The 12,643-nt window shown below is 64.0% G+C and carries 9 protein-coding genes; 6 read left to right on the top strand and 3 right to left on the bottom strand.

What is annotated here, in order from left to right; all coding sequences use genetic code 11:
* The first annotated feature begins 52 nt into the window (after nt 1-52).
* On the top strand, nt 53-634 hold the full coding sequence (locus tag ABWV64_RS00230) for a retropepsin-like aspartic protease family protein (RefSeq protein ID WP_353342247.1): 582 nt from the start codon (nt 53-55) through the stop codon (nt 632-634).
* Nucleotides 635-751: 117 nt separating this feature from the next.
* On the opposite strand, the gene ABWV64_RS00225 is transcribed toward ABWV64_RS00230, so the two are convergent.
* The 3 genes from ABWV64_RS00225 to ABWV64_RS00215 all read right to left on the bottom strand — a co-directional run bounded on the left by ABWV64_RS00225 (nt 752) and on the right by ABWV64_RS00215 (nt 5,434).
* Nucleotides 752-3,379, bottom strand: a complete 2,628-nt coding sequence (locus ABWV64_RS00225) for a methyl-accepting chemotaxis protein (RefSeq protein WP_353342246.1) — start codon at nt 3,377-3,379, stop codon at nt 752-754.
* 70 nt (nt 3,380-3,449) lie between these two features.
* The gene (locus ABWV64_RS00220; RefSeq protein ID WP_353342245.1) at nt 3,450-3,911 is read right to left on the bottom strand and encodes a DNA polymerase III subunit chi; all 462 of its coding nucleotides are present in this window, start codon (nt 3,909-3,911) and stop codon (nt 3,450-3,452) included.
* A gap of 41 nt (nt 3,912-3,952) precedes the next feature.
* Nucleotides 3,953-5,434: a leucyl aminopeptidase gene (locus tag ABWV64_RS00215; RefSeq protein WP_353342244.1), complete on the bottom strand. Its 1,482-nt coding sequence runs from the start codon at nt 5,432-5,434 to the stop codon at nt 3,953-3,955.
* 275 nt (nt 5,435-5,709) lie between these two features.
* Here ABWV64_RS00215 and ABWV64_RS00210 point away from each other — a divergent pair, with 275 nt between their 5' ends.
* Genes ABWV64_RS00210 through pdxA form a run of 5 tightly spaced genes read left to right on the top strand, consistent with a single transcriptional unit; the run spans nt 5,710 to nt 12,582 of the window.
* Nucleotides 5,710-6,927, top strand: coding sequence for an LptF/LptG family permease (locus ABWV64_RS00210; protein WP_353342243.1), 1,218 nt, complete (start codon nt 5,710-5,712; stop codon nt 6,925-6,927).
* Nucleotides 6,924-8,018 (top strand): LPS export ABC transporter permease LptG, encoded by a 1,095-nt coding sequence (lptG, locus tag ABWV64_RS00205; protein ID WP_353342242.1) that lies wholly within the window; start codon nt 6,924-6,926, stop codon nt 8,016-8,018. The genes ABWV64_RS00210 and lptG overlap by 4 nt, the downstream gene beginning before the upstream one ends.
* On the top strand, nt 8,019-10,271 hold the full coding sequence (locus tag ABWV64_RS00200; RefSeq protein WP_353342240.1) for an LPS-assembly protein LptD: 2,253 nt from the start codon (nt 8,019-8,021) through the stop codon (nt 10,269-10,271).
* Between the two features lie 20 nt (nt 10,272-10,291).
* Nucleotides 10,292-11,602 (top strand): peptidylprolyl isomerase, encoded by a 1,311-nt coding sequence (locus ABWV64_RS00195; protein WP_353342239.1) that lies wholly within the window; start codon nt 10,292-10,294, stop codon nt 11,600-11,602.
* Nucleotides 11,599-12,582: a 4-hydroxythreonine-4-phosphate dehydrogenase PdxA gene (gene pdxA, locus ABWV64_RS00190; protein WP_353342237.1), complete on the top strand. Its 984-nt coding sequence runs from the start codon at nt 11,599-11,601 to the stop codon at nt 12,580-12,582. Before ABWV64_RS00195 ends, pdxA begins: the two co-directional genes overlap by 4 nt.
* Nucleotides 12,583-12,643: the final 61 nt, after the last annotated feature.

The raw sequence follows: 12,643 nt of genomic DNA, 5'->3' as shown, positions 1-12,643 counted from the left end.
CGCGCGGCGTTGATCCCTATATGGGCCTCAGGCACAGACAAAGAGAGCGATGATGCGCGAGATTGATCCCGGACAACTGATTTACCTGATCTTGCTGCTGGTGGCGGTTGGCGGGTGGTTTTTGGGCCAAGGGCGCGCCAATTTGGGCAAGATGAGCCAACAGGCGCTGGTTTGGGTGTTCATCTTTATCGGGGTGATCGCCGTGGTCGGCCTGTGGGGCGATATCCGCCAAACGGTGGCGCCGCGCCAAAGCGTGATGAGCGAGGCGGGGCGGATTGAATTGCCGCGCGCGCAGGACGGGCATTATTATGTCACGGCACAGATCAATGGCGTGCCGGTGAATTTTGTGGTCGATACCGGAGCCAGCGCCGTGGTGCTGACGCTCGAAGATGCGCAGCGCGCGGGGATCGACACGGATAGATTGGCCTTTGCCGGTCAGGCAGGCACCGCCAATGGGGTCACGAAAGTGGCCTCGGTGCGGCTCGACCGCTTTGACATCGGCGGGATTTCCGATCCGGGCCTGCGGGTTCTGGTCAACCAAGGCGAGATGCGCAATTCACTTTTGGGGATGAGTTATCTGCAGCGTTACGGCTCGGTGGAGATCCGTGACGGCACATTGATCTTGACGCGCTAACGGCGGCGGGGATCTTGACGCGCTAGAGGCCGCGGGCGGTGCTTAGCGCCCCTGCCCCAAGGCACCGTTCAAGGCACGCGCTACGTGTTGTTAGTGGTCGCGCAGCGATCCGCGCCTTTATGAGGCCGCGCGTCGGCGGGCCGCTGCGCGTCTGGCCTCATCACCAGCAAAACCTTGATCTCCGCCCGCGCCCCCTGCTGTGGGGGCAAGGCGGAAGCGTTCCACCAATTGCTCCAAGGCTGCGGCCTGACCGGACAGATCGCTTGCCGCTTCTTCGCAATTGGCGGTCAATGTGGTGCCATGCTGCACGTCTTGGTCGATAGCATCGATTGCGACCGCAACTTCGCTGATGGCGCGGCTTTGCTCGCTGCTGGAGGCATCCACGGCGCGGATATTCTCTTCGAGCGCATCAATAGCGCGGCGGATGTCGGAGATTTTCGTGCCCGCCTCATCGGCCAAGGCCACGCCGCTGGCGACGTTGCGTTGGCTTTCGTCGATCAGCCCCTTGATGTTATCGGCGGCATCGGAGGTCTTATGCGCCAATCCGCGCACCTCTGCGGCCACCACCGAAAAGCCTTTGCCTGCCTCGCCCGCGCGCGCCGCCTCTACCGAGGCATTCAGGGCCAAGATATTGGTCTGGAACGCAATTTCCTCGATCGCATTGACGATAGAGACGATTTTGCCCCCCGATTCCGCGATCAACCGCACCGCATCTTTGGTGCGCTCGACCACGGTGGAGCCTTCGTCGGAGAGGTGGCAGACCTCTTGCACGCTGCTGCGTGCGGCGGCGGCGCTGGCGGCATTGTCTTTCACGCTGTCGTTGATTTGCGCCACGGTGGCGCTCAGCTCGCTGAGGGCCGCAGCCTGCGTATCGGTTTGGCGCGCCAGTTCTTGCGCCACCGAGCCGATCTCGCCCGCGCGCAAGGACACCATCGCGCCGCTGTCGCGGATCTCGCCGATCATCGCGGATAGGCCTTCGACCGTGCGCATGATCCCGTCTTGGGTCTCGCCAAAGGCGCCGGTGAACCGTTTGTCGAAGCTTTCGGTCAAATTGGCGTCGCTGAGCGCGCCGACCACATGGTTGATCTCGGCAAAGACGCCGCGCAGCTCGCCGGTCAGCGAATTCATCGATGCGGCCAATTGGCCAAGCGCGGGCGTGTTCCATGTCTCGCCCATTGCCCCGTCCATATCGCCTTTGGTGACCTGATCGACGATCTGCAACAGCTCTGCGGTCAATGCGTCGGTTTCGCGCTGGCGTTCGGCAATCTCGTCGGTTTGCTCTTGCGCCTTGCGGTGCTGCTCGCGCAGCTCGGCCGCCGCCGCGCGGCTTTCGGCGTCTTTGGCCTCCAGATCGCGCAGCGCGCTGCGGCTTTGCTCTTCGAGCGCGGCGCGTGCCTCCAGCGCCTCTTGGAAGCGCAGCACAACATCGCGCAAATCGCCCATTTCATCATTGCTGTGCCATGTCGGCGCGGCCACATCCATGTCGCCCTTGGCCAAAGCGGTCAGCGTGGCCGACAGGTCGATCAACCGGTTGATAAACCGCGCCCGCAACAGCGTGTAGGTCAGGAAGGCAACGATGAGAAAGCTGCCAACGCCCAAGACGATGGTGATGACCAACCGTTGCTGCATTGTCGCCTGCACTTCAAGCCCTTTGGAAATCAGGCTGCGCATGCTGTGCTTGACCACATCGGACGCCTCGACAAAGCTATGGAATGTATTGATAAATTCAGTGCGCCCCGCGGCGGCGGCGGTGCGTTGCGCCCTGCTGCGCTCGTCAAGGTCAAGCGCCAGATCGGAGAGCAGCGCAATGTCGAAAGCGGCGGCGGAAAAGGCGCGCCCGCCCCCGAAGCGCGAGGCCTCGTTGATCTTCTCCTGAACCGTGGCAAAAATCGCTTGGACCGCGCCGATCTGCACCTCGCCGGCCCCGCCGATCATACGCTCGACGGCGAGATGGCCCAAGGCCATTTGCGTGCGCGCCTCGCCCATCAGGGCCTGCGCGCGGGCATTTTGAATGATCGACGGATCGCGCGACAGATCGGCCAGAGCGGTGCTGAGCCGCTCGTATTCCGATGCATACCCTTGCGCCGGTTGGGCGCTGTTTGCGGCGGCGGCCTTTGCCGCGGCGACCTGCGCGAAATAACCCTCTGACAAACGCTCCAGCGTGCCCAGATCGAGCAAGGCCGCTTCAATGTCATTTCTCAATTTTTGCGCCAGAGCATCCGAGAACAACCCCGCCCCGTCATGGTCGAGAACCGCGTCCAAATCGCGTAGCATCTCTTCGCCAAGGCGCCGGCTTTTGGCAAAATTGGCGCGCACGGTTTCGATCATCGCCTCGTCAGCACGGCCATCATAGAGGCTGTCGGCCAAAAGCACCCGCCCGTCATGCGCCGAAAGCTGCATTTCCTTGGCGGCATCGGCCATAGGCGCGAGGGAGCCTCCCACCTCTTTGGCGACCGCGCCGAGCATGATTGTATAGGCGAAAGCGGCAATCCCAGTGATCAGCGCAATGGTCGAGAACACCGCCAAGACCATGCGCGCTTTGCCCGCCAAGGAGCGAAAGCCCCGTGCCTTTGCGGGCAATGCCTCGTCACCTTGTGTTTGCGCAGTGCTGCCCTCTTGCGGATCGCTCTGCAAGGGCGGCGCTTCGTGATCTTCTTCGTGATCTAGCGCCGGAACGGCGGCGTCAGCCTCATCGCTGGTCACTTCGGCGGGAGCGGATTTTGCAAAAGGAAGTTTGAAACGCACGGGCTTGGTCCTTTATCAGTCTGCCCCAAAGCCCTATGCGCGATTGATTTCAGAAAGGTTGATATGCGCCTCAGCTTTGCGCTTTCATCTCCCAACCCCCGCCTTCCTCGGACCAATATTGCGCTGTAGCGCCTTGTTTTGTAATGGCTTTCCATTGCCCTCGCGCCGCTTCCACGGCGGCGGGATCGTTTCCGTCAAATATGATACAAACCCGTGCGCTGGCCTCGACCTCGGCGGCGCTGATCTGTGCGCCGTCGATGGCCATCAGGCAATCGGGCGCATTGGCCGCATGCGCGGTCTCGGGCAAGAGCAAGATCGGCTGGTCTTGCGGCGCGGGTCCGTCCCAAAGCCCGTGCGGCAAAAAGCTCTCCGGCGCGCCTTCCCAGAGCAGATCGTCAAGCCGGCGCAGCCGCGCGGGGTCGCGCCCGCGCAGCGCCACGCGCCATCCGGCCTCGCGCGCCTTGCCCAAAAGCATCGGCAAGCTGCGCTCCAGCGGGCTACGCGTGAGGTGGTAGAAATAGGCAGCGCCCATGGTCTTGCGGCTCCTTCAGGGGCGGAACGGCGAGCGGGCGATCAGCCCTCGTCCGCCGCCTCGCACATATCCGCAACCAAGCGGTTGAGCGCCAGAACGCCCCAGCCTGTCGCACCTTTGGGCGAGAAAGCCGTGCCGGATTTGACCGACGCCACGCCCGCAATATCAAGGTGGATCCACGGCATGTCGTCTTTGACAAAGCGTTTGAGGAACATCGCCGCCGTGATCGACCCCGCAGGGCGCCCGCCGGAGTTCGACACATCGGCCACGCGCGATTTGATCAAGGCGTTATAGGCCTCGCCAATCGGCATGCGCCATGCGCCCTCGCCCTCGGCTTCGGCGGCTTTGAGGAAGCTTTTGCACAGGTCGTCGTCATTGGAGAAAACCCCTGCGTTTTCATGGCCCAAGCCGACGATGATTGCCCCCGTCAATGTGGCCAGATCGATCATGCCGCGCGGTTTGAACCGCTCTTGCGCATACCACATCACATCGGCCAGAACGAGGCGGCCTTCGGCGTCGGTGTTGATCACTTCGATCGTGTCGCCCTTCATCGAAGTCACCACATCTCCAGGACGTGTGGCGCGGTCCGAGGGCATGTTTTCGACGATGCCGACGAGGCCCACGACGTTTGCCTTGGCTTTTCGCAGCGCCAGCGATTTCATCACCCCCGACACGACGCCCGCGCCGCCCATATCCATGGTCATATCTTCCATGCCTGCGGCGGGTTTGAGGCTGATGCCGCCGGTGTCGAAGACCACGCCCTTGCCGACCAAGGCCAAGGGCGCATCACCCTTCTTGCCGCCGTTCCATTGCATCACCACGACTTTGGAGGGGCTGATCGAGCCGTGGCCGACGCTGAGCAAAGCACCCATGCCGAGCTTTTGCAGGTCTTTTTCCTCAAGCACTTCGACCTTGAGGCCGATTTTTTCGAGCGCGGCGAGGCGATTTGCAAATTCGGTGGTGGTCAGAACATTGGCCGGCTCGTTGGTCAGATCGCGGGTGAAGAACACGCCTTCGGCCTTGGCCAAAAGCGGTTTGGCCTCGCTTGCGACCTCGGCGGATTTGGTCGCCATGACGGTGACGGCGCCGCGCGCGTCGGCTTTTTTGCTCATATGGGCGTCAAAATCATAGGCCCGCAAGGCGCAGCCCAAGACCACCTCGGCGGCGCGGTTGTTGCTGCCCAAAAGCAGCAAGAGCGCGCTGCCCCCTTGGCGCGCGCTCAGCGCCGCACCGGCTTTGCGCGCCTCGGCCACCGAGGGGCGGCGGGGCAGGCAGACCACATCGACAGCCTTGGCCGCCATGCCTGCCGGATAGCCCAAGGATTTGACCTCACCCGCCTTCATCTTGCCGATCTCGCCCGCCTCGACCAACCGCGCCAATGCGCCCTTGGTCAAACGGTTCACCCGCCGCGCTGCCGGATCGAGCTTGCCGTCACTGCCCACAAACACGGCCACACGGCCAGAGGCAGCGGCAATCGCGTCCAGATCGGTGTCGTGAAACTCAAAGGCAAGTTGCTCGGTCATAAAATATCTCCTCGGTATGGCGCGCCTGCGCCTGTGGGTTCGCGCGCGGATGCGCGGGGGGTCGGGCCGAAAGCCGTCGGCGGGCCGCGGCGTATCGGGCTGCGCGATGCGGCCTTCGCCTGCGCGATCCTTGTCTGGCCGCGCCGCGATGGCAAGGCCCGATGGCAAGCTCTCGCCCACACCTAGCGCGCCGCCGCGCGCTTGACCAGATAGCAGTTTTCCCCCCCGTGCAATTGCGCTAACACAGTGGGCAGTTAAGACGTGGGGGATATCGCTTGGCCAGATTCGACAGATATATGCTGTCGCAACTCATGGTTCTGTTCGGCTTTTTCGCGCTGGTTCTGGTCTCGATCTACTGGATCAATTCCGCCGCGCGCCTGTTCGACCGTTTGGTGGGCGACGGGCAATCCGCGCTGGTGTTTTTGGAATTCACCGCGCTCACCTTGCCCAATGTGATCCGCCTTGTGTTGCCGATGTCCGCCTTTGCGGGCGCGGTCTATGTGACCAACCGGCTCAGTTCGGAAAGCGAATTGACGGTGATGCAGGCGACGGGATTCTCGCCGTGGCGGCTGGCGCGGCCGGTGTTGGTTTACGGGGTGATCACCGGCCTGATGATGATGGCGCTGACGCATTTTCTGGTGCCGACCAGCCGCGCGATGATGAAAGAGCGCGAGGCGGAAATCTCGCGCAATATCACCGCCAAACTGTTGACCGAAGGCACGTTTTTGCACCCCACCGACGGGATCACCTTTTTCATCGGTGAAATCTCGCCCGACGGGACGCTGTCGGATGTGTTTTTGTCGGACCGCTCCAAAGCGGGCAGCGCCATCACCTATACCGCCGCCAGCGCCTATCTGGTGCGCTCGCCCGCCGCGCCCGCAGGCGCAAACGCCCCTGCCCCCGAAGACGGCAGCGCCGCGCAGCAAGGCACAAAACTGGTCATGGTCGACGGGATGGCGCAAAGGCTCAGCCAAGCCGACAATCGCCTCTCGACCACGCATTTTTCAGATTTTTCCTATGACATCAGCGGCTTGATCACGATGGAGACCGTCGATACCCGCAATGTCGTCTATCAGCCCACGCATCGCTTCATCACCGATCCGCGCGGTTTGGCCGCCGCCACGGGAGTGGCCGAGAGCGAAGTGCTCTCGCGGCTGCATCAACGCTTTGCCGAGGCGCTGCTGTGCGTGGTCGGGGCGTTGATCGGGTTTTCGGCGCTTTTGGTGGGCGGATTTTCGCGCTTTGGCGTCTGGCGGCAGATCGTCATGGCGCTTTTGCTTTTGGTGGTGGTCAAATCCATCGAGGGCGCGGTGACGACACCGGCGCGCAAGGGCGAGGGTCTGTGGCTTTTGGTCTATTTGCCCGAATTGGTCGGCTTTGCCATGGCGGCGGGGCTTTTGGCCTTGGCCGCGCGCAAACGCGGGCGCGGATGGCGGCGCAGGGCGGGCGGTGATGACGCGGCGCAAGACACGCCCGCGGAGGCGGCGACATGAGGCTGCATTTCTATTTCGCGCGCAAATTCGCCAAGAGCTTTTTCGGCCTTTCGGCGGTGTTCATCTTGCTGACCACATTGATCGATCTGGTCGAACAAATGCGCCGTTTGGGAAATTCCTCGGCCAGCTTCGGCCAGTTGGTCGAACTGACCTTGCTCAATGCGCCCGACGGCTATTACACGATTTTGCCCTTGGTGATGATCCTTGCCACGGTGGTTTTGTTCCTTGGCCTTGCGCGCAGCTCAGAGCTGGTGGTGGTGCGTGCCTCGGGGCGCTCGGCGCTCAGCACCCTGATCGCGCCGGTTCTGGTGGCGCTGATGATCGGATTGGTGGCGATCTCGGTGCTCAACCCGATTGTCGCCGCCACCTCCAAACGCTTTGCGCAGCTTTTCGAATTCTATTCGAGCGGCTCCGAAGAGGTGTTGTCGATCTCCTCCGAGGGGCTTTGGCTGCGCCAAGCGGACGCCGAGGGGCAAACCGTGATCCGCGCCGCGCGGGCCAATCCGCAAGCCACCATTTTGTATGACGTCAGTTTCATCAGCTACGGGCCAAACGGCCCCGTGCGCCGGATCGAGGCGCAATCGGCGGCGCTTGATGGCGGGCAGTGGCAATTGACCGATGCGACGGTCTGGCCGCTGACGGCGGGGACCAATCCGCAAGCCAGCGTGCGCCATTACGGCGATCTCGATCTGGCCTCCTCGCTGACCAACGAGCGGATATTGGAGGGGTTCGGCACGCCCTCGTCGATCTCGATCTGGGACCTGCCCGATCATATCGGCCAATTGACCCGCGCCGGATTTTCCGCCCGCCGCCATGCGGTCTGGTTCCAGATGGAATTGGCCAAGCCGTTGTTTTTAATCGCAATGGTTCTGGTCGCGGCGGCCTTTACCATGCGCCATGTGCGGTTTGGCAAGACCGGCGTGGCGGTGCTGAGCGCGGTGATGCTCGGCTTTGGGCTTTATTATGTGCGCAATTTCGCGCAAATCATGGGCGAGAACGGCCAGATACCGATCATCTTGGCCGCATGGGCGCCGCCGGTGGCCTCGGTGATGCTCGGATTGGGGATTTTGTTGCATATGGAGGACGGATAGATGCGCGCGCGCTGGCTCAAATCCTCCGGCACGGCGGCGCTTGTGGTGGCGGGCGCTTTGGCCTTGGCGCCGATGGGCGCGGTGCCCCCTGCGATGGCGCAAAACGCGGGCGCTTCGGGGGCCGCAGCGGCGCCGCGCGCGGCGCAAGAGGCCGCGGTTCTGGTCGCCGATACGGTCTATTTGCGCGACAATGACACATTGGTGGCCGAGGGCGCGGTCGAGGTGCTCTATGGCACGCGGCGGCTGAATGCGTCGAAAATCACCTATGAGCGCGGCAACGGGCGGCTGATCATCGACGGGCCGATCCGCCTCACCGAAACCCGCCAAGACGGCCAGAGCGAGAGCGAGACCCTGATCCTTGCCCAGAGCGCCGAATTGGACCGTGATCTGCAAGGCGGCATCATTCGCGGCGCGCGCGTGGTTCTGGACCAGCAGTTGCAGCTTGCCGCCCTGTCGATGAGCCGCGCCGAGGGGCGCTACAGCCGTCTTTACAAGGCCTCGGTGACCTCCTGTTCGGTCTGCGCCGCCAATGGGGTGCCGCAAGCGCCGCTGTGGCAAATCCGCGCCGAAAGCGTGGTGCATGACCAACAGGCGCGCCAGCTTTACTTTACCAAAGCGCAATTGCGGGTGCTCGATGTGCCGGTGTTTTATTTGCCGCGCCTGCGCCTGCCCGACCCGACACAAACCCGCGCCACGGGGTTCTTGATCCCCACGGCGCATCGCTCGTCGCTTTTGGGGTTCGGGGTGCGCGTGCCCTATTTCATCGCCATGGGCGATCACCGTGACCTGACGCTGACGCCCTATCTGTCGACCCATAGCCGCACGCTGGAGCTGCGCTACCGCCAAGCCTTCCGGCGCGGGCAGATCGAGGTGACCGGCGCGGTGAGCCAAGACAGCCTGCAAGACGGCTCGCGCGGTTATCTGTTTGCCAACGGGCAATTCGCCCTGCCGCGTGATTTCACCCTCAGCTTTGACATCGAAGCGGTCAAGGATGATGCCTATCTGGTCGATTACGGCTATTCCTCCAAGGACCGGCTCGACAGCGACCTGACCCTGACGCGGGTGCGGCGGGGCGAATATATCAACGCCGCCTTGACCAATTACCACACGCTGCGCGATGACGAGACCAATGCGACCATCCCGTCGATCATCGGCGATCTGAGCTATGAGCGGCGGGTGTTTCCCGCCATCACGGGCGGCGAATTGCGGCTCTCGGCGGGGCTGCGGCATTTCTACCGCTTCTCCGATCTCGATGTCGACAGCCTTGATAGCGACTCGATCGTCGACGGGCGCGATGTCACCCAGCTTGAGGCCGAGGCGCGATGGATGCGCGATTGGACGCTGCGCGGCGGGCTGCGGTTTGGGGCCACTGGGGCGCTGGCCTTTGACAGTTTCACCATCGCCCAAGACAGCACCTACGCCGGTTCGACGGCGCAGGTGACGCCGATGGCGGCGCTGCGGCTGAGCTATCCTTTGGAGAAAACCGCCGCCAATGGCACCCGCCATGTGATCGAGCCGATGGCACAGCTGAGCTATACCGGCGGGTCCAAGCTCGATGTGCCCAACGAGCAATCGACGCTCAATGAGTTTGACGCGGGCAATCTCTTCTCGCTCACGCGCTTTACCGCCGCCGACCGGCGCGCGCGCGGCGCGGCGCTGGCGCTGGGGGCGCGGTGGTCGCGCTATGGGGCCTCGGGCAGCGAAAGCACCCTCGTGCTCGGACAGGTTTACCGCGACGAGGTCGATGGCGATTTTACCCGCACCTCAGGCCTGTCGGGCACGACCTCGGGGATGCTCGTCGGGGCGCAATGGCGCGGCGCGGGCGGGCTGACCTTGACGGGGCGCAGCGTGTTTGACATCGACATGGGGCTGAGCAAGGCCGAGGCGCGCGCCGATTGGTTCAAATCCGACGCGATGAACCTGTCGGCCTCCTATGTATGGCTGGGCGCCGATGCGGGCGAGGACCGCCCCGATACGGTGTCCGAATGGTCGATCGACGGCAGCTACCGTTTGGCACGCCATTGGATCGGATCGGCCAACTGGCGCTATGATGTCGCCGCAGACCGCACCGCCGAGGCGGGGATCGGCCTGCAATACCGCAATGAATGCGTGGACATGACACTTTCGCTCTCGCGCCGCTTCACTTCCTCGCTTAACCTTGCGCCATCGACCGACATTTCCTTTACGGTCGGGCTGCGAGGCTTTAGCACTGACACTATCGACAAAAGCTACACCCGTAGATGCAAGAACTGATCAGGCAGGACGACACCGCAATGACCCATCCCTTTGCCCAAGCCCCCTCCCCCGAACGCGCCGCGCGCGCGCAGGCCCGCGCGGTTGCGCAAGACCGCCGCGCCGCGCGCCACCATGCCTTGGCGCTTTTGGCTTTGGCGGCGGCGGTTTTGGCCTTGCTGCTTGCCCTGCCGCGCACGGCGTTGGCGCAAAACCTCTTTGCCCCTGTGATCAAGGTCAATGATGCGGTGATCACCGGCTACGAGCTTGAGCAGCGCACGCGCTTCTTGACGCTTTTGCGCGCGCCTGGCGATCCGGCGAAACTGGCGCGTGAGCAATTGATCGACGACCGGCTGAAAATGTCCGTCGCCAAAGCCGCAGGGATCACCGCCACGCCCGAACAGGTCCTCGAAGGCATGGAAGAATTCGCCGCCCGCGCCAATATGAACGCCGAGCAATTCATTCGCGCCCTCGAAGGCGGCGGCGTCTCCGAGCAAACCTTCCGCGCCTTTGCCGAATCCGGCCTTGTGTGGCGCGAATATGCCCGCGCGCGCTTTGCCAGCCGTGTGTCGGTCTCCGAGGCCGAACTGGACCGCGCCGAACGCGCCACCGCCGGATCGGATGTGCGGGTGCTGCTCTCCGAGATCATCATGGTCGCCCCGCCCGCGCAAGCCGCCGCCGTGCAAGCGCGCGCCGCCGAGTTGTCGCGTCTTCAAGGTGAAGCCGCCTTTGCATCGGCCGCGCGTCAATATTCCGCCTCGCCGACACGCGGGCGCGGCGGCAAGCTGGAATGGATGCCGCTGACCAAACTGCCGCCTGCCCTGCGCCCGATCATCCTTGGCCTCGCCCCCGGACAGGTCAGCGCGCCGATCCCCCTAAACGGGGCGGTCGCCCTGTTCCAGATGCGCGCCATCGAGGAAACCGGCGTCACACAACCCGAATATTCCGCCATCGAATATGCCGCCTATTACATCCCCGGCGGGCGCAGCCCCGAAGCCTTGGCCAAAGCCGCCAAAGTCGCCGCGCGCGTCGATACCTGCGATGACCTATACGGCGTCGCCAAGGGCCAACCCGTCGAGAGCCTTGAGCGCGGGGCCAAAGCGCCCGCCGAAATCCCGCAAGACATTGCGCTGGAACTGGCCAAGCTTGACGATGGCGAGGTCTCGACCGCGCTGACGCGGGCGAACGGGCAAACCTTGGTCTTCTTGATGCTTTGCGGGCGCTCGACCGAATTGACCGAAGGGCTGGGCCGCGAGGATCTGTCCTTGCAATTGAAGAACCGCCGCCTTGCCGCCTATGCCGAGGGCTTCTTGGCCGAATTGCGCAGCGCCGCCCGTATCACCGAGCAATGAGCGCCCCCGCCCCCGTTGCGATGACCTGCGGCGAACCCGCAGGGGTGGGGCCGGAATTGGCCGTAGCGGCATGGCGCGCGCTGGGGGCCGATCTGCCGTTCTTCTGGATCGGCGATCCGCGCCATTTGCCCGCGGGCACCCCCACCGCTTTGATCGATGATCCGCAAGAGGCCCGCGCCGCCAGCGCCGCCGGTTTGCCGGTGCTCGCCCATGCGTTCAACGGCGAGGCCCGCGCCGGTCGCCCCGATCCGGCCAATGCCCAAGGGGTGATCGATGTGATCGCCCGCGCCGTCGATCTGACCCGCAGCGGCGCCGCCTCGGCGATCTGCACCGCGCCGATCCACAAAAAGGCGCTCAGGGACGGCGCCGATTTCGCCTATCCCGGCCATACGGAATATCTTGCCGCGCTGGCGGGCGGCGGGCCGGTGGTGATGATGCTGGCCTCGCCGCAATTGCGCGTGGTGCCCGCCACCATCCATATCGCCCTCGAAGACGTGCCGATGGCGCTCAACCCCGCGCTGCTCACCGATACGGTGCTGATCACCCATGCCGCTCTGCGCCGCGATTTCGCCATCGCCCGCCCGCGCCTTGCGGTGGCAGGGCTGAACCCCCATGCGGGCGAAGGCGGCGCGATGGGGCGCGAAGAGATCGAGATGATCGCCCCGACGCTGGAGGCGCTGCGCGGCCAAGGCATCGACATCACCGGCCCGCTGCCCGCCGATACGATGTTCCACCCGCCCGCGCGGGCGCGCTATGACGCGGCGATCTGCATGTATCACGACCAAGCCCTGATCCCGATCAAGACGCTTGATTTCGACCGCGGCGTTAATGTCACCCTCGGCCTGCCCTTTATCCGCACCTCGCCCGATCACGGCACCGCCTTCGACATCGCGGGCCAAGGGGTGGCCAATCCGTCCTCGCTGATCGAAGCGCTGAAAATGGCGCGCGCCATGGCCGCCGCCCGCGCCGCACGGGCATGACCCTGATGCTTGCAGGTTCCCCAAATATCCCCGCCGGAGGCATCCCATGCCCGCCAAGGAG

The organism is Litorivita sp. NS0012-18, from assembly GCF_040371945.1.
Classification (GTDB): domain Bacteria; phylum Pseudomonadota; class Alphaproteobacteria; order Rhodobacterales; family Rhodobacteraceae; genus Litorivita.
The sequence above is the reverse complement of the archived record's forward strand: the minus strand, read 5'-3'. Positions and strand labels throughout refer to the sequence as shown.

Bases quoted from the DNA above. Each gene is read 5' to 3' on its own strand.
- ABWV64_RS00215 (WP_353342244.1), bottom strand. From the start codon at position 5,434: ATGACCGAGCAACTTGCCTTTGAGTTTCACGACACCGATCTGGACGCG.
- ABWV64_RS00200 (WP_353342240.1), top strand. From the start codon at position 8,019: ATGCGCGCGCGCTGGCTCAAATCCTCCGGCACGGCGGCGCTTGTGGTG.
- ABWV64_RS00230 (WP_353342247.1), top strand. From the start codon at position 53: ATGCGCGAGATTGATCCCGGACAACTGATTTACCTGATCTTGCTGCTG.
- ABWV64_RS00220 (WP_353342245.1), bottom strand. From the start codon at position 3,911: ATGGGCGCTGCCTATTTCTACCACCTCACGCGTAGCCCGCTGGAGCGC.
- ABWV64_RS00195 (WP_353342239.1), top strand. From the start codon at position 10,292: ATGACCCATCCCTTTGCCCAAGCCCCCTCCCCCGAACGCGCCGCGCGC.
- lptG (WP_353342242.1), top strand. From the start codon at position 6,924: ATGAGGCTGCATTTCTATTTCGCGCGCAAATTCGCCAAGAGCTTTTTC.
- pdxA (WP_353342237.1), top strand. From the start codon at position 11,599: ATGAGCGCCCCCGCCCCCGTTGCGATGACCTGCGGCGAACCCGCAGGG.